This window comes from Allobosea sp. TBD101 (genome assembly GCF_059817965.1).
The window spans coordinates 5,432,111-5,447,434 of the sequence record NZ_CM187543.1 but is presented as its reverse complement, the minus strand read 5'-3'; the positions used below and the strand labels follow the sequence as shown (position 1 = coordinate 5,447,434).

General features: G+C 68.6%; 11 protein-coding genes. All 11 read left to right on the top strand.

The genetic code is table 11. From position 1 onward, the window contains the following. Positions 1 to 2 precede the first annotated feature (2 nt). The 11 genes from AC6RIC_RS26325 (at position 3) to trxA (ending at position 15,267) form a co-directional block, all read left to right on the top strand. On the top strand, positions 3 to 317 hold the full coding sequence (locus AC6RIC_RS26325) for an HPr family phosphocarrier protein (protein ID WP_454658796.1): 315 nt from the start codon (positions 3 to 5) through the stop codon (positions 315 to 317). A 100-nt stretch (positions 318 to 417) separates the two neighbouring features. Then, positions 418 to 678: a DUF4258 domain-containing protein gene (locus tag AC6RIC_RS26320; protein WP_499734586.1), complete on the top strand. Its 261-nt coding sequence runs from the start codon at positions 418 to 420 to the stop codon at positions 676 to 678. Continuing rightward, positions 675 to 872: a DUF2283 domain-containing protein gene (locus tag AC6RIC_RS26315; protein WP_499734585.1), complete on the top strand. Its 198-nt coding sequence runs from the start codon at positions 675 to 677 to the stop codon at positions 870 to 872. The genes AC6RIC_RS26320 and AC6RIC_RS26315 overlap by 4 nt, the downstream gene beginning before the upstream one ends. Before the next feature lie 105 nt (positions 873 to 977). Further along, positions 978 to 2,384 (top strand): adenosylhomocysteinase, encoded by a 1,407-nt coding sequence (gene ahcY / locus AC6RIC_RS26310; protein WP_499734584.1) that lies wholly within the window; start codon positions 978 to 980, stop codon positions 2,382 to 2,384. Between the two features lie 401 nt (positions 2,385 to 2,785). Next, positions 2,786 to 5,266: a sensor histidine kinase gene (locus tag AC6RIC_RS26305; protein WP_454658793.1), complete on the top strand. Its 2,481-nt coding sequence runs from the start codon at positions 2,786 to 2,788 to the stop codon at positions 5,264 to 5,266. Further along, entirely contained in the window at positions 5,263 to 6,819 is a 1,557-nt protein-coding gene (tsaE, locus tag AC6RIC_RS26300) for a tRNA (adenosine(37)-N6)-threonylcarbamoyltransferase complex ATPase subunit type 1 TsaE (RefSeq protein ID WP_499734583.1), read from the top strand. The genes AC6RIC_RS26305 and tsaE overlap by 4 nt, the downstream gene beginning before the upstream one ends. Before the next feature lie 28 nt (positions 6,820 to 6,847). Further along, positions 6,848 to 7,588 (top strand): nucleotidyltransferase family protein, encoded by a 741-nt coding sequence (locus AC6RIC_RS26295; RefSeq protein WP_499734582.1) that lies wholly within the window; start codon positions 6,848 to 6,850, stop codon positions 7,586 to 7,588. Then, the gene (gene addB, locus AC6RIC_RS26290; protein ID WP_499734581.1) at positions 7,581 to 10,688 is read left to right on the top strand and encodes a double-strand break repair protein AddB; all 3,108 of its coding nucleotides are present in this window, start codon (positions 7,581 to 7,583) and stop codon (positions 10,686 to 10,688) included. The genes AC6RIC_RS26295 and addB overlap by 8 nt, the downstream gene beginning before the upstream one ends. Further along, the gene (gene addA / locus AC6RIC_RS26285) at positions 10,685 to 14,173 is read left to right on the top strand and encodes a double-strand break repair helicase AddA (RefSeq protein ID WP_499734580.1); all 3,489 of its coding nucleotides are present in this window, start codon (positions 10,685 to 10,687) and stop codon (positions 14,171 to 14,173) included. Before addB ends, addA begins: the two co-directional genes overlap by 4 nt. Beyond that, positions 14,170 to 14,829 (top strand): DUF1345 domain-containing protein, encoded by a 660-nt coding sequence (locus AC6RIC_RS26280; protein WP_499734579.1) that lies wholly within the window; start codon positions 14,170 to 14,172, stop codon positions 14,827 to 14,829. The genes addA and AC6RIC_RS26280 overlap by 4 nt, the downstream gene beginning before the upstream one ends. 117 nt (positions 14,830 to 14,946) lie before the next feature. Then, positions 14,947 to 15,267 carry a thioredoxin gene (gene trxA / locus AC6RIC_RS26275; protein ID WP_291656956.1) on the top strand — a complete coding sequence of 107 codons (321 nt, stop codon included), beginning with the start codon at positions 14,947 to 14,949 and terminating at the stop codon, positions 15,265 to 15,267. Positions 15,268 to 15,324 lie beyond the last annotated feature (57 nt).

Below are 15,324 nucleotides of genomic sequence, written 5' to 3'. Positions count from 1 at the left end.
GGATGGACGAAGACTGCGACTGCCCCGAAGTCGAAATCCCCAACGGCGCGCTCTACGGCGAGTTCGAGATCGTCAACAAGAAGGGGCTGCACGCCCGCGCCACGGCGAAATTCGTGCAATGCGCCGCGCGCTACGAGGCCGACATCACGGTCAGCCGCTGTGGCGAGACGGTGGGTGCGACCTCGATCATGGGCGTCCTGACGCTCGGCGCCGGCATCGGTTCGACCATCACCATCGTCGCCAAGGGCGCCGAGGCGAAGCCCGCGCTCGATGCGCTCGCGGCCCTGATCGCCGACAAGTTCGGCGAGGGGGAATAGGCCTGATACGGTTGACCGGTCGGCTCTGACCTTAAAGTTCGATGCCTCAACCTTTGCTGTGCAGGGTGCGAGCTAAGGCGGTTCGAATGAGGGGGTATCGGTGGCCGAGCAGGTGGAGCGATTTGTTTATTCCGACCACGCCAAAGAGATGCTGCGCGAACGCAGCATCGAGAGCGAATGGGTCGAACGGACGATTCTCGGCCCGGACGCGGTCGAAAGAGATCCAAAGCATGCCGACCGGGTCAGGGCATACAAGGCCTTGCCGGAGCGCGACGGGAGAGTTCTGCGTGTGGTATATGTCGAGTTGGGGGAAGCGTATCGCGTGATCACGCTCTTTCTCGACCGGAGTCGCAGACGATGAAGACCCACTACGATACCGAGGTGGACGCCCTCTATCTTCGGTTCGCCGATGTGCCGGTGAGCGATAGCGAGGAAGTGCGTCCCGGCATCATCTTCGACTATGACGCTGATGGCAGGATCGTCGCGGTCGAAATTCTGGATGCGACCGAGCATCTCGCGAGCGGCGCGGATCTGTCGAAGTTGGTTGCAGCCTGATCTATCCGGGCTAGTCACGGTCCGCATATAAAGACATCTTTATATCTTTGATTGCTATCCGCTCCGTGCGCTGCTAGAGAGCGCGCCATCATTCAGGCTGAGCGATTGGAGCCCCCCGTGTCGGATTACATCGTCAAGGACATCTCGCTTGCGGATTACGGCCGCAAGGAAATCAACATGGCCCAGGACGAGATGCCGGGCCTGATGGCGATCCGCGCCGAGCACAAGGGCAAGGCCCCGCTCAAGGGCGCCCGCATCGCCGGCTGCCTGCACATGACCATCCAGACCGCCGTGCTGATCGAGACCCTGAAGGAACTCGGCGCCGACGTGCGCTGGTCGTCCTGCAACATCTTCTCGACCCAGGACCATGCCGCCGCCGCGATCGCAGCGTCCGGCACCCCGGTCTTCGCCATCAAGGGCGAGACGCTGGAGGAATACTGGGAGTACGTGCTGAAGACCGCGACCTGGGGCGACGGCGGCACGCCGAACATGATCCTCGACGACGGCGGCGACCTGACCATGCTGATCATCCTCGGCGCCGAGGCCGAGGCCGGCAAGGCCGAGTTCCTGGACAAGCCGGGCAATGAGGAAGAGACGATCTTCTTCAAGCTGATCAAGCGCGAGCTCAAGGCCAATCCGGGCTGGTTCACCAAGACCCGCGCTGCGATCAAGGGCGTCTCCGAGGAGACCACGACGGGCGTGCACCGCCTGTACGAGTTGGCCAAGGCCGGCCGCATGCCCTTCCCGGCGATCAACGTCAACGACAGCGTCACCAAGTCGAAGTTCGACAACCTCTATGGCTGCCGCGAGTCGCTCGTCGACGCCATCCGCCGCGGCACCGACGTCATGATGTCGGGCAAGGTCGCGGCCGTCGCCGGCTATGGCGACGTCGGCAAGGGCTCGGCCGCCTCGCTGCGTCAGGCCGGCTGCCGCGTGCTCGTCACCGAGATCGACCCGATCTGCGCCCTGCAGGCGGCGATGGAGGGCTATGAGGTCGTCACCATGGAGGACGCCGCTCCGCGCGCCGACATCTTCGTGACCGCCACCGGCAACCTCGACGTCATCACCGTCGAGCACATGCGCGCGATGAAGCACCGCGCCATCGTCTGCAACATCGGCCATTTCGACTCGGAGATTCAGGTCGCCGGCCTGAAGAACTTCAAGTGGGATAACGTCAAGCCGCAGGTCGACGAAATCGAGTTCCCCGACGGCAAGCGCATCATCCTGCTCTCGGAAGGCCGCCTGGTGAACCTCGGTAACGCGACTGGCCATCCGTCCTTCGTGATGTCCTGCTCGTTCTCGAACCAGACGCTCGCCCAGATCGAGCTGTGGAACCACCACGCCAATTACGAGAACAAGGTCTACACGCTGCCGAAGCATCTCGACGAGAAGGTCGCGGCACTGCATCTGGCCAAGGTCGGCGCCAAGCTGACCGTGCTCAACGATGCGCAGGCCAAGTATCTCGGCCTGCCCGTGACCGGTCCGTTCAAGCCGGAACTCTACCGCTACTGACACGCGCTCAAGCGCTGACCATCGCAAGGCCCGGCGTCAGCCGGGCCTTTTTTCATGGTTGTGCCTTCCAGGAATCACTGCCGGTGGCACTACAAATTGTGTTGCTGTGGCCGGAAGCATCTACTGGTTGACGATCGCGGGCTTAAGCTCCGCTCGTCCGGAAAAACGGACGATTTACCTGGCATTAAGCACTTCCTGACGGAGTCCGGCGATGATTAGAGTGGGGCTGATTCGGTCGCCGCGATGCGCGGGCCGGATCGAAAGCTCTGATGTGATTGGCGTGGTGGCGAGCGTGGATCGGCCCCTCCGGAGATGGCAGCCCTGCCAGCTCCCCCGGCCGATTCCGACGGACCCGATGGACAGGGCGGCCTGAGGTCGCCGGAGAGACGACGGACGTAAGAATGGCACGGGCGAGGCGACAGGGGCGAGATGGCGGCTGGCGGCCGCGCGCATTGCTGCCCGCGCTGGCGGCGGCGTCAGTCACCGTTCCGACCATGGCCCACAGCGAATGGCTGGCTCCGGTTCCCGTCGACGCCATGAGTTCCGGTGGTTTGTCGCTGGTCCTGGTGGGCTTGACCGCCTTCGCCACGACGACATCGCTGATCTATGTGCGCGAGCGCACGCGCTGGCAGAAGCGCGAGGCCAAGCTTGCGGCCGACCTCGAGGCGGCGCGCAGCCACCAGGAACGGCTTTCCATCCTGCTTGCGGCCGATCCGCAGGTGGTGGTGAGCTGGAAGGGGCGTAATGCCGAGCCCGTCTTCGAGGGTGACAGCGGCTTCCTCGGGGCTCCCGGTGCGACGCTCGCTCTCGCCTATGGCAGCTGGGCGCCGCCGGCCGATGCCAAGCGCCTGGAACTGGCGACAGACGCGCTGAAGCAGCGCGGCGAGGCCTTCAACGTCACGCTGCGCAGCAAGGCGGGGCCCTTCATCGATGTCGAGGGGCGCCCCGTCGCCGGCCGCGCGGTGATCCGCTTCCGCGAGGTGACGGGCGAGCGGGCGGAGGTCATGACGCTCCGCGGCGAGCTCGAACGCGTGACGGCCGGTCATGCGGCCTTGTCCAGCCTGCTCGCCGGGCTGCCGCACCCGGCCTGGATGCGCAACGCCGATGGCCGCCTGACCTGGGTCAACGCCGCCTATGGCCGCGCCGTCGAGGCTGCCGACACGGCTGCCGTCGTCAAGAGCGGGCTCGAATTGCTCGACCGTACCGAGCGCGACGCCGCCGCACGGGCGCGGCGCGAAGGCGCGACCTTCGCCCTGCGGGCGCCGGCCGTGGTCTCCGGGCAGCGGCGCACGCTCGACATCATGGAATTGCCGACCGCGACCGGCTATGCCGGCTTCGCCATCGACATGAGCGAACTCGAGGCGATCCGGGCCGATCTTCAGCGCCAGATGGACGCCCATGTCCGTACGCTCGACCGGCTCAAGACGGCGGTTGCCGTCTTCGACGGCGCCCAGCGCCTCGTCTATCGCAATTCCGGCTTCGATGCGCTCTGGTCTCTGGAAGCCGGTTTCCTCGACGGCCAGCCGACCGATGGCGAGATCCTCGACCGGCTGCGCGCCGAGCGGCGCCTGCCCGAGCTTGGCGACTACCGCAGCTGGAAGGCCGCGGCGCAGGCGGCCTACACCGCGACCCGCGCCAGCGAGGACTGGTGGTATCTGCCCGACGGGCGCACCATCCATGTCGTCGCCAGCCCCAATCCGCAGGGTGGCGTCACCTATCTCTATGACGACGTGACCGAGCGCTTCACGCTGGAATCGCGCTTCAACGCCCTCTCGCGCACCCAGCGCGAGACGCTGGACTCGCTGCGCGAAGGCGTTGCGGTGTTCGGCTCGGACGGGCGGCTCAAGCTCTCCAACCCGGCCTTCGCCCAGTCCTGGCGCATCCAGGGCGGCGATCTCGCGGCGAGCGCCCCGCATATCGACGAGGTCATCCGGCTCTGCCGGCCACTCTTCCCGCAGGACGAGGTCTGGAGCGAATTGCACAGCGTCGTCACCGGCGTGCGCGATGCCCGCGAGGACTACAGCAGCCGCATCGAGCGGCGCGACGGCACCGTGCTCGACATGGCCGCGGCGCCGTTGCCGGACGGCGCGACGCTGATCTCCTTCGCCGACGTCACCGCCAGCGTGAATGTCGAGCGGGCGCTGACCGAGAAGAACGAGGCGCTGGAGACGATTTCGCGGCTGCGCGAGGATTTCGTCCACCATGTCTCCTACGAGCTGCGCTCGCCGCTCACCAACATTATCGGCTTCGCGCAATTGCTGGGCACCGAGACGGTCGGCGCGCTCAACGAGAAGCAGCGCGACTACACCTCCCATATCGTCCGCTCGTCGGGCGCGCTGCTCGCCATCATCAACGACATCCTCGATCTCGCTACGATCGACAACGGCGCACTGACGCTCGAGATCCAGGATGTCGACGTCGCCGAGGCCATCGCGCAGGCCACCTCGGGACTGCAGGACCGGCTGACCGACAGCAAGGTCGAGCTGAAGGTCGAGATCGATGCGCGCACCGGCCCGCTGCGGGCCGACGGCAAGCGCCTGCGTCAGGTGCTGTTCAACCTCCTCTCCAACGCCATCGGCTTCTCTTCGGCCGGCCAGACCATCACGGTGAACGCGACGCGCACGGGCGGGGACATCCGCATCACCGTCGCCGACCAGGGCCGCGGCATCCCGGCCGAGGTGATGGAGAAGGTGTTCGAGCGCTTCGAGAGCCATTCGTTCGGCTCCAGCCATCGCGGCGTCGGCCTGGGTCTGTCGATCGTCCGTTCGATCGTCGAGCTCCATGGCGGCCATGTCGAGCTTGATTCCGCGCCGGGCCGCGGCACTCGGGTGACCGCCGTCTTCCCGGCACAGGGCGTACCGCTCTCGGATGCCGCCGAATGACGGAAGAAGCCCGCAAGGCCGGCACGCACCGGCTTCTGCTGGCGGACGAGGCGGCGACGCTGCGCCTCGCCGCCGATATCGCCGCCATCCTCAAGCCCGGCGACATCGTCGCGCTCTCCGGCCATCTCGGCTCCGGCAAGTCGCTGCTGGCCCGCGCCATCCTGCGCGAGCTTGCCCGCGATCCCACACTGGAGGCACCGAGCCCGACCTTCACGCTGGTTCAGAGCTACGAGACGGGACACGGCACGGTGCTGCATGCCGATCTCTACCGCGTGCGCTCGCCCGACGAACTCGACGATATCGGGCTGGTCGAGGATATCGATCGCCTGATCATGCTGGTCGAGTGGCCGGACCGGGCCGGCTCTCGCCTGCCTGCCGGACGCCGCCTCGACATCGTGCTCGACGTCGACCCCGACAATCCCGAGACCGGCCGCATCGCCGATCTCTCGGGCGGCGTCCTCTGGAAGCAGCGCGTGGCGATTGCCGTTGCCTCGCGTCGGCTCCTCGACGCTGCCGGCTGGGGCGAGGCCCGTCGCGACTTCATGCTCGGCGATGCCTCGACGCGCGCCTATGAGCGCCTGACCCGGCCGAATGGCGAGACATCCGTGTTGATGATCTCGCCACCGCGTCCGGACGGCCCGCCGATCCGCCTCGGCAAGCCCTATAGCGCGCTCGCCCATCTCGCCGAGAATGTCGAGGCCTTCGTCGCGATGGATCGCGGCCTGCGCTCGCTCGGCTATTCCGCGCCGGACATCCTGGCCGAGGACCTGACCGCCGGCCTGCTCGTCATCGAGAATCTCGGCAACGAGGGCGTGATCGATGCCGAGCGCCGGCCGATCGCCGAGCGCTACGAGGCCGCTGCCAGGCTGCTCGCCGATCTCCACCGCCACACCCTGCCCGCGATCCTGCCGGTCGCGGAGGGGCGCGATCACGCCATCCCCGAATACGACCGACAGGCCATGGCGATCGAGGCCGAGCTGATCCTGGAATGGTATGCGCCACATATCGCCGGTGTGACGCTGCCCGCCGTGACGCAGGCCGAGTTCGCGCGGATCTGGGGCAAGCTCTTCGACGAGATCCTCGCCCAGCCCGCGACCTGGACGCTGCGCGATTACCATTCGCCCAACCTGATCTGGCTGGAAGGCCGCGAGGGCCATGCCAAGCTCGGCCTGATCGACTTTCAGGACGCGGTGCTCGGCCACCCTGCCTATGACCTCGCCTCGCTCGGGCAGGATGCGCGCGTCGATGTCCCGGCTTCGCTGGAACTGCGGCTGCTTGCGGCTTATGGCGCGGCGCGCCGGGCCGATACGCCGGATTTCGACCTCGCCGATTTCGCCCGCGCCTATGCGATCCTTGGCGCGCAGCGCAACACCAAGATCGCCGGCATCTTCGCCCGTCTCGACAGGCGCGACGGCAAGCCGGATTACCTGAAGCACCTGCCACGCATCGAGGGCTATCTGCGCCGCAATCTCGATCACCCCGCTCTCGCAGAGCTGAAGGCCTGGTATCAGGCGCATATGCCGAAGCTGTTCGAGATCGAAGCGGCGGATTAAGCTCAGACAGATCGACACGGAGATTCGCGTGACCACAACCGCTTCGCCGCCGATCCGCCGGGCGATCGTGCTGGCGGCCGGCCTCGGGCAGCGCATGCGCCCGATCACCGACACGCTGCCCAAGCCGCTGGTGAAGATCGGCGGCAAGGCGATGCTCGACCATGCGCTCGACCGGCTGGCCGATGCCGGCGTCGAGGAAGCAGTCGTCAACGTCCATCACCTCGCCGGGCAGGTCGAGGCGCATCTCGCCGGCCGGGTGCGCCCGCGTATCACAATCTCGGACGAGCGCGGTGAATTGCTCGAAACCGGCGGCGGCGCCAAGAAGGCCTTGCCGCTGCTCGGCGACGGCCCGTTCTTCAGCGTCAATTCGGATTCGCTCTGGAGCGAGCGCGGCATCTCCAATTTCGGCGCGATGGCCGCCGCCTGGAACGGCGAGACGATGGACATGCTGCTGCTGCTGGCGGAGCGCGAGAGCAGCGTCGGCTTCAACGGCCCCGGCGATTTCTTCCGTGACGACGAAGGCCGTCTGACGCGACGCGGCGCGGCGGCGACCGCGCCTTACGTCTATGCCGGCATCGGGATCGTGACGCCGGAGTTCTTCGTGGATACGCCGGCCTCGTTCTCGTTCAACCTGCTCTATGACCGGGCCATCGCGCGCGGGCGGCTTTCCGGCCATGTCCTCGAAGGCCGCTGGCTGCATGTCGACCGGCCGGAGGCGATCGCGCCGGCCGAGGCCGCCTTCGCCGCCGACCAGCCGGTCGATGCCTGAGCTCAACCTGCTCAGCATCCCGGCCGGCGCGCCCTTCCTGGAGGTGCTGGCGCAGGCGATGCTGGATGGCCGGCTCGGCCCGGTCCATGACCCCGCCGATCCCGCCGCGATGGCGCGCGCGACGCTCTACCTGCCGACGCGCCGCGCCGCCCGCGCCTTCGCCGCGATCCTCGCGGGAAAGCTCGGTGGCAGGCCGTTGCTGCTCCCGCGTATCGTCCCGCTCGGCGATGTCGACGAGGCCGAGACCGCGCTGATCGGCGCGGGCGCCTGGGCGCAGGAACGCCTCGCCCCGATCGCGCCGCTCGAACGCCGCATGCTGCTGACGCGGCTGGTCGATGCCTGGGGCCGCACGGCCAACCGCAACCATCTCCGGCTCGATCCGAGCGAGCCCGCACTGGTGCCGGCGACGCTGGCCGAAGCCTATGGGCTTGCCGGCGACCTCGCTGCCCTGCTCGACCAGATGCAGACGGAAGGCATATCGGTCGAGCGGCTGGCCTCGCTCGATGCCGCCCGCTTCGACCGGGTCTGGCAGCTCAATGCTGGCTTCCTCGCCATTCTCGGCGAGGCCTGGCCGGACATCCTCGCCGAGCGCGGCGCTTGCGATCCGGCCGCCTTCCGCAACCGCATGCTCGCCGCCGAGCGCGACAGGCTCATCTGCGGCGGCGCGACGGGGCCGATCATCGCCGCCGGCTCGACCGGTACAGTCCCGGCCACGGCCCGCTTGCTCGCTGCCATCGCCCGCCTGCCGAATGGCGCCGTGGTCCTGCCGGGCATCGATCTCGGGCTGGAGCAGCGCGCCTGGGACGCGATCGCCAGGGAGCCCGCGTCGTCGCATCCGCAGGCGGCCCTGCATCACCTGATGGACACGCTCGGAGCTGAGCGCGACGATGTCCGCGAACTCTCGCAGCCCGATGCCGTGCGCGGGGCTCGCGCCGCGCTGCTGCGCGAGGCAATGCTGCCCGCTTCGGTCACGGAACTCTGGTCCGATGTCGGCGCCCGCATCCCGGAAGCCATGGCGGCGGAAGGCTTCGCGGGTCTGCGCGTGGTCGAGGCGGCCGACGAGCGCGAAGAGGCGCTGATCGTCGCCATCGCCTTGCGCGAGACGCTGGAACAGCCGGGTGCCCATGCGGCTTTGGTGACACCGGATCGCGGCCTCGCCGAGCGCGTCGCCGTGGAGCTGAAGCGCTGGGGCGTCGAGGTCGACGATTCCGCTGGCCTGCCGCTCGGACGTTGGCCGGCGGGTTCGCTACTGCGGCTGATCCTCGAGGCGGTGCTGGCCGAGATGGCGCCGGTCACCCTCGTGCCGTTGCTCGCCCACCCGCTCTGCCGGTTGGGGCTCGGCCGGGATGCGTTGGTGCGGGGCGCTGCTGCGCTCGAGATCGGGACCTGGCGAGGCCAGGCCGTGGGCCGCGGAATGCCGGGTCTGGAGGCTGCTCTCGGTAACTGGGAGGCGATCCGCGAGGGCGGGCATGTCCCGCGCCCGCGCAGGCGATTGACAGCGGAGGACCGTGCCGCCGCCGTCGAAGTGTTGCATGCGCTCGGCGCAGCAAGCGCCGCCTTGCGCGAGGCGTTCGCGGCTGAGAAGCTGGCCTTGGCCGCGCTTGTCACGGCGGCCCGCGAAGCCGTCACTGCCCTCAGCCTGAGCAGGGCCGGCGCGCCGCTCGCCTTCGTGGGGCCGGATGGCGAGGCGCTGGCCGGGCTGTTCGACGAGCTTGCCGGCGCCGAGGCCGTGATGCCGCCGGGCGGTACGGCGCGCGACTGCGTCGCCATCCTCGATGGTCTGCTGGCGGAGACCGTGGTCAAGCGTGCGGCGCCGGGCTATCCGCGCGTCGCGATCTGGGGCCTGCTCGAAGCGCGCCTGCTGGAGGCCGACCATGTCGTGCTCGGCGGCCTGAACGAGACCGTCTGGCCGCCGCAGACCACGACCGATTCCTTCATCAACCGGCCGATGCGCGCCGAACTCGGCCTGTCGCCGCCCGAGCGACGCGTCGGCCAGACCGCGCATGATTTCGTCCTGGCCGCGCTGGCGCCTGAGGTCACGCTGACGCGCCCGCGCAAGGCCGGTGAGGCCGAGACCATCGCCTCGCGCTTCTGGCAGCGCCTGCAGGCGGTGACGCCGCAATCGATCTGGACGAAGGCCGTCGACGAGGGCGCCAAGCTGCGGGCCTTGGCCGGCGTCCTCAGTGCGCCTGCGGATGCGAAACCGATCGGCCGCCCGGCGCCGCGCCCGCCGCGCGATCTTCAGCCGCTGTCGCTCAGCGTCACCGAGGTCGAGACGCTCTATCGCGACCCCTACCAGATCCACGCCCGCAAGATCCTGAAGCTCGATGCGCTCGACGACCTCGTGGCGGACCCGACCGCGCAGGATCGCGGCAAGCTGCTGCACGGCATCGTCGAGGAATTCACCACGACCTATCCCGAGGGGCTGCCGGCCGATGCGCTCGGTCAACTGGTCGGCATCGGCGCCCGGCTCTTCCGCGCCTATGACGACGTGCCGGAGGTCAAGGCGTTCTGGTGGCCACGCTTCCTGCTCACGGCCGGGCATTTCATCCGCTGGGAGGAGCGTCGCCGCGATGACATCGCCCAGATCGGCGTCGAACTCTTCACCGGCGCGAGCTTCCCGCTCGCCGATGGCAGCAGCTTCCGCCTGAGCGGCCGGGCCGACCGCATCGAACTGACGCGCGAGCCGGCTTTGCGCATCGTCGATTTCAAGACCGGTGCGCCGCCGAGCAAGGCGCAGGTCGAGAAGGGCTTTGCCCCGCAATTGACGCTGGAAGCGGAGCTTGCGGCCCGCGCCGGCTTCGAGGGATTGGCGGGGCCAACGCCGGTCGCGGCAGTGCTCTACATGAAGCTCCATCACGATCCCAGGGGCTGGGCCAAGGACAAGCCGCTCGATTTCGACGGCGAGCCGCTGGCCGATGTCGCCGCGCGCCATCTCGAACGCCTGCTCGAATATCTGGACGCCTTGCGGTCAGGCCGCGAACCTTTCGTTTCGCGCCGCGCGCCCGACTATATCCGCTATGCCAGTCCCTTTGACCATCTCGCCCGCGTCAAGGAATGGTCGGCCGCGCCGGGTGGTGACGAGGGGGGCGAGGCATGAAGCCGGGCTGGATCGTCCCGCCGCTGACCAATCAGCGCCAGGCACAGGCTGCCGATCCCGGCCTCTCCGCCTGGGTCTCGGCCAATGCCGGCTCGGGCAAGACCCATGTGCTGGTCAACCGCGTGCTCAGGCTGCTGCTCGACGACGTCGCGCCCGGCCGGATGCTCTGTATCACCTATACCAAGGCCGCGGCCGCCAATATGGCGAACCGCATCTTCAAGGCGCTGAGCGCCTGGGCGACGCTCTCCGACGAGGCGCTGGGTCGCGAACTCACGAAGCTCACCGGCCGGGTGCCGGCGATGGCCGAGCGAGCCAAGGCGCGCCGCCTCTTCGCGCAGGCGCTGGAGACGCCGGGCGGGCTGCGCATCGAGACGATCCACGCCTTCTGTACCCGCGTGCTGCAGGCGGCGCCCTTCGAGGCTAATGTGCCGCCGCGCTTCGAGGTCGCCGACGATCTGGCCCAGGCCGAGATGCTGCGCGCGGCGCGCCGGGAATTGCTCGCCCTCGTCGCGGCCGAGCCGAACGGGCCGGAAGCCCGCGCGCTCGATCTCCTTGCCCGGCTCGCGGCGCAGGACTCTTTCGAGACCATGTTCCAGGAGGCGCTGCGCCAGCGCGCCCTGTTCAGCGGGGCGGATGGCCGCGCCCGCAATCCTGAAGCGGTGACGGCCGGCATCGCCGCCTTTCTCGGCATTGCGCCCGATCTGTCGCCCGATGCGATCAGAACGTGCTTCCGCAACCATCTGGCGGCGCTGCCGGGGCTGCATGCCCTGATCGAGGCCCTCCAGGCCGGCAGTGCCACGCGCCAGAATTTCGCGGGGAACCTGCGCACGCTTCTCGCCGGGCAGGATGACGGCGATCCCGTCGCCTTCTGCCGGCGCGGCTTCATCACCGAGGCCGGCACGATCAACGCCAATATCCGCGGCAAGGGCAAATCCGAGTTCGACGGCGCCTTGCTGGCGACGCTGGAGGCACTCGCCGCCTGCCTGCTCGGCGCCGCCGAGCAGTTGAACGCCGTCGCCATCCGCGATCGCAGCGCGGCGCTTGCCCTGCTGGTCACGCGCATGCTCGCCTCCTACCAGCGCCAGAAGAGCCTGCGCTCACTGCTCGACTATGACGACCTGATCGCGCGCACGCGCTCGCTTCTGGAGCGGGTCGAGGCCGCCTGGGTGCTCTACAAGCTCGATGCCGGCATCGACCACATCCTGCTCGACGAGGCGCAGGACACCGGCGAGGCGCAATGGGCGATCCTGCGCAAGCTGGCGGAAGAGTTCACCAGCGGCGGCGACCTCCGGGCCAAGCCGCGCACCATCTTCGTCGTCGGCGACGAGAAGCAGTCGATCTACGGCTTCCAGGGTGCGGCGCCCGCCGCCTTCGGCGAGGAGCGCCGCGCGCTCGGCCAACGCATCCGGTCGGCCAAGCGGGATTTCGAGGCGATCAGCCTCAACACCTCCTTCCGCTCGGCGCCGGACATCATGCAGGCGGTCGATGCCGTCTTCGCCCTGCCCGACCATGCCCGCGGTCTCGTCTTCGACGGGGCGGCGCGGCCGGAAATCCACGACACGGTCCGCCGTAACGCACCAGGCACCGTCGATATCTGGCCGCTCGCCGCCAATGACACCGGCGAGCCGCCCGACGCCTGGACGACGCCGGTCGACGCGCCGGAGCGGCGCAGCGGCACGGTGAAGCTCGCCGAGCGCATCGCGCGGACCTTGCAGCGCTGGCACCGCGACCGACGCGACGATCTCGGCCATCCCTTTGCGGCCGGTGACGTCATGATCCTGCTGCGCCAGCGCGGGGCGCTGTTCGAGGCGATCGTCAAGGCGCTGAAGGATGCCGAGGTTCCCGTCGCCGGCCGTGATCGACTGACGCTCGCCGAGCACCCGGCGGTGGAGGACCTCGTGGTGCTCGGCCGCGCGCTGCTCCTGCCCGACGACGATCTGACGCTCGCCACCGCGCTCAAGACCCCGCTGATCGATCTCGACGACGACGATCTCCTGCGCCTCGCGCCGGATCGCAAGGACTCGTTGCGCGCCGCCTTGCAGGATGCCGCTGTGGAAGAGCCGCGCTATGCCGCCGCCGAGGCGAAGCTCGTCCGCTGGACGCAGCAGGCCGGGCGGCAGGGGCCCTTTCGTTTCTTCGCCGACCTGCTCGGCCCCGGTGGCGGGCGCAATCTCGCGCTCGCCCGGCTTGGCGCCGAGGCGGGCGACGCGCTCGACGCTTTCCTCAACGCCGCGCTCGATCATGAGCGCCGCTATGGCCCCTCGCTCGCCGGCTTCCTCCAGCATGTCGCCGGCAGCGCCGCCGATGTGAAACGCGATCTCTCGGCCAGCGCCGGCGATGTCCGCGTCATGACCGTACACGGCTCGAAGGGACTGGAGGCGAAGATCGTCATCCTCGCCGATCTCGGCGTCGAACCGGGGGCGCGGCGCCTGCCGAAGATTCTGGCCGTACCGACACCATCGGGCGAACTCGTGCCGCTCTGGCCGCCGGCCTCGGCGGAGGATGTCCAGGCGACAGAGGCGGCCAAGGCCGTGGTGGTCGCGCAGATGGTCGAGGAACATCATCGCCTGCTCTATGTCGCGATGACCCGCGCCGAGGACCGCCTGATTGTCTGCGGCGCGCAGGCCAAGGGCGAGGCGCCGCCCGGCAGCTGGTACGCGATGATCGAGCAGGGGCTGATGCAGTCGGAGGCCGGCCTGAAGCAGCTTGGCGAGGGCGACGATGCGCTGCTGCGCTTCATGGTTTCGCCGCCCTCGGCGGAGGAGGAGGCTCAGGCTGAGCGCGAGCCTGCGTCTTTCGTCGTCCCGCCCTGGCTGACGAAGCCTGCCATGCGAGAGGCCGAGCCTTTGCCGCCACTGAAGCCGTCGAGCGCTCTCACCGCTGCCGACGGCGAGGAGCGGCCGGGCGACGGTCCCTTCCTCGCCGAAGCGGCGGCGGCAGGCCGGCTGGCCCATCTTCTCCTGCAAATCCTGCCGGGTGTCCCCGAGGCACGCCGCCTCACGACGGCGGAGGCTCTGGCGGAAGCGCGCGGCGGAGCCTTGCGGCCTGAAAGGCGCGCCAGCATCGTTGCCGACGCCCTGCAATTGCTGGCGGCCCCGGCATTGGCCGGGCTCTTTGCTGCGGACGGCCTCGCCGAGGTTCCCGTGGCCGGCTCGATCCGCCTGCCGGATGGCGAATCGCGCGTCGTGTCCGGTCGGATCGACCGGCTGGCCGTCACGGCGGACAGCGTCGTCGTCGCCGATTTCAAGACCACGGCCCGTCCTCCGCGTGACGTCGATGCCATTCCCGCCACGACCATCGCCCAGCTCGCCGCCTATGCCGCGCTGATGCGGGAGATCTATCCGGGCCGGGCCGTGCGGGCGCTGGCGATCTACACGGCGAGCCTCACCTGTTTCGAACTCGATGCCGGCCGGCTCGATGCCGCGCTCGTTGCGCTGGCGGCCGGTGAGGGCGCCGGTTCCGCCGAGGGAGCGTTCACGCCATGAGATTCGTGCCGCATTCCCTGTCCCTGCGCCCGCGCCTGCTGATCGCGCTTGCCGCAGGGGCGGTGCTGACCCTGTTGCTGCCCGGCGAATGGCGCTGGACGACGCGGTTGCTGGTGGCCTGGGATGCGGGCGCGATCCTCTATCTCGGTCTGCTGGCGACGACGATGTTCACCGAGACGGTCGACGAGATTCGGGCGCGGGCGGAGCAGCAGGACGAAGGAGCCGTCGCCATCCTCGTGATCTCCTGTCTCGCGGCGAGTGCGAGCCTGGCCGCGATCGCGGTTCAGCTCGCCGGCATCGGGACCATTCCGGCGGGCGAGCGCGGCATTCATCTCGCGCTCGGCGGCGTCACGATCCTGTGTTCCTGGACGCTGCTGCACGCCTTCTTCACGCTGCACTATGCCGGCATCTATTACCGCGGCGGCAAGGCCGAGCCATGCCTGGATTTTCCCGGCAAGGGCGACCCGGACTATGTCGATTTCCTGTATTTCTCCTACACGATCGGCTGCACCTCCCAGACCTCCGATGTCGGCGTGAGCACGCGCCATGCGCGTGGCATCGTGCTGGTGCATTCGATCCTCACCTTCATCTTCAACACCTCGATCCTGGCGATGGCGATCAATGTCGGGGCGAGCCTGGTCTCGGGCGGCTCGTGACGCGCCGGCTTCACTTCTGCTCTGCGGTGCACGCGCCTTGACCCGGGGGGCCGGCGTTCATAGCTTCGCTGGCGAAGGGTGGCATTGCCCCCCATTGAAACCGAAAGGCGGCCAGTCATGGCAACGAGCAAGGTAACCGACGCGAGCTTCGAGGCCGACGTCCTGAAGTCATCCGAGCCGGTCGTGGTGGATTTCTGGGCGGAATGGTGCGGTCCCTGCCGCATGATCGGCCCGGCGCTCGAGGAAATCGCGACCGAGCTCAACGGCAAGGTCAAGATCGTCAAGATGAACGTCGACGAGAATCAGCAGATCCCGGCCCAGTTCGGCATCCGCTCGATCCCGACGCTGATGCTGTTCAAGGACGGCAAGCTCGCTTCGCAGAAGGTCGGCGCCGCTCCCAAGAGCGATCTCTCGCGCTGGATCTCCGCGGCGGTCTGATCCGCCTGCTTCAGATATGAAAAAGGCCCGCTTCCGACGAGGAAGCGGGCCTTTCCT

What these genes read in the sequence shown, in the direction of transcription:
- tsaE (WP_499734583.1), top strand. Translation starts at nt 5,263, where the DNA reads ATGACGGAAGAAGCCCGCAAGGCCGGCACGCACCGGCTTCTGCTGGCG.
- AC6RIC_RS26325 (WP_454658796.1), top strand. Translation starts at nt 3, where the DNA reads ATGGACGAAGACTGCGACTGCCCCGAAGTCGAAATCCCCAACGGCGCG.
- AC6RIC_RS26305 (WP_454658793.1), top strand. Translation starts at nt 2,786, where the DNA reads ATGGCACGGGCGAGGCGACAGGGGCGAGATGGCGGCTGGCGGCCGCGC.
- AC6RIC_RS26280 (WP_499734579.1), top strand. Translation starts at nt 14,170, where the DNA reads ATGAGATTCGTGCCGCATTCCCTGTCCCTGCGCCCGCGCCTGCTGATC.
- AC6RIC_RS26315 (WP_499734585.1), top strand. Translation starts at nt 675, where the DNA reads ATGAAGACCCACTACGATACCGAGGTGGACGCCCTCTATCTTCGGTTC.
- addA (WP_499734580.1), top strand. Translation starts at nt 10,685, where the DNA reads ATGAAGCCGGGCTGGATCGTCCCGCCGCTGACCAATCAGCGCCAGGCA.
- addB (WP_499734581.1), top strand. Translation starts at nt 7,581, where the DNA reads ATGCCTGAGCTCAACCTGCTCAGCATCCCGGCCGGCGCGCCCTTCCTG.
- trxA (WP_291656956.1), top strand. Translation starts at nt 14,947, where the DNA reads ATGGCAACGAGCAAGGTAACCGACGCGAGCTTCGAGGCCGACGTCCTG.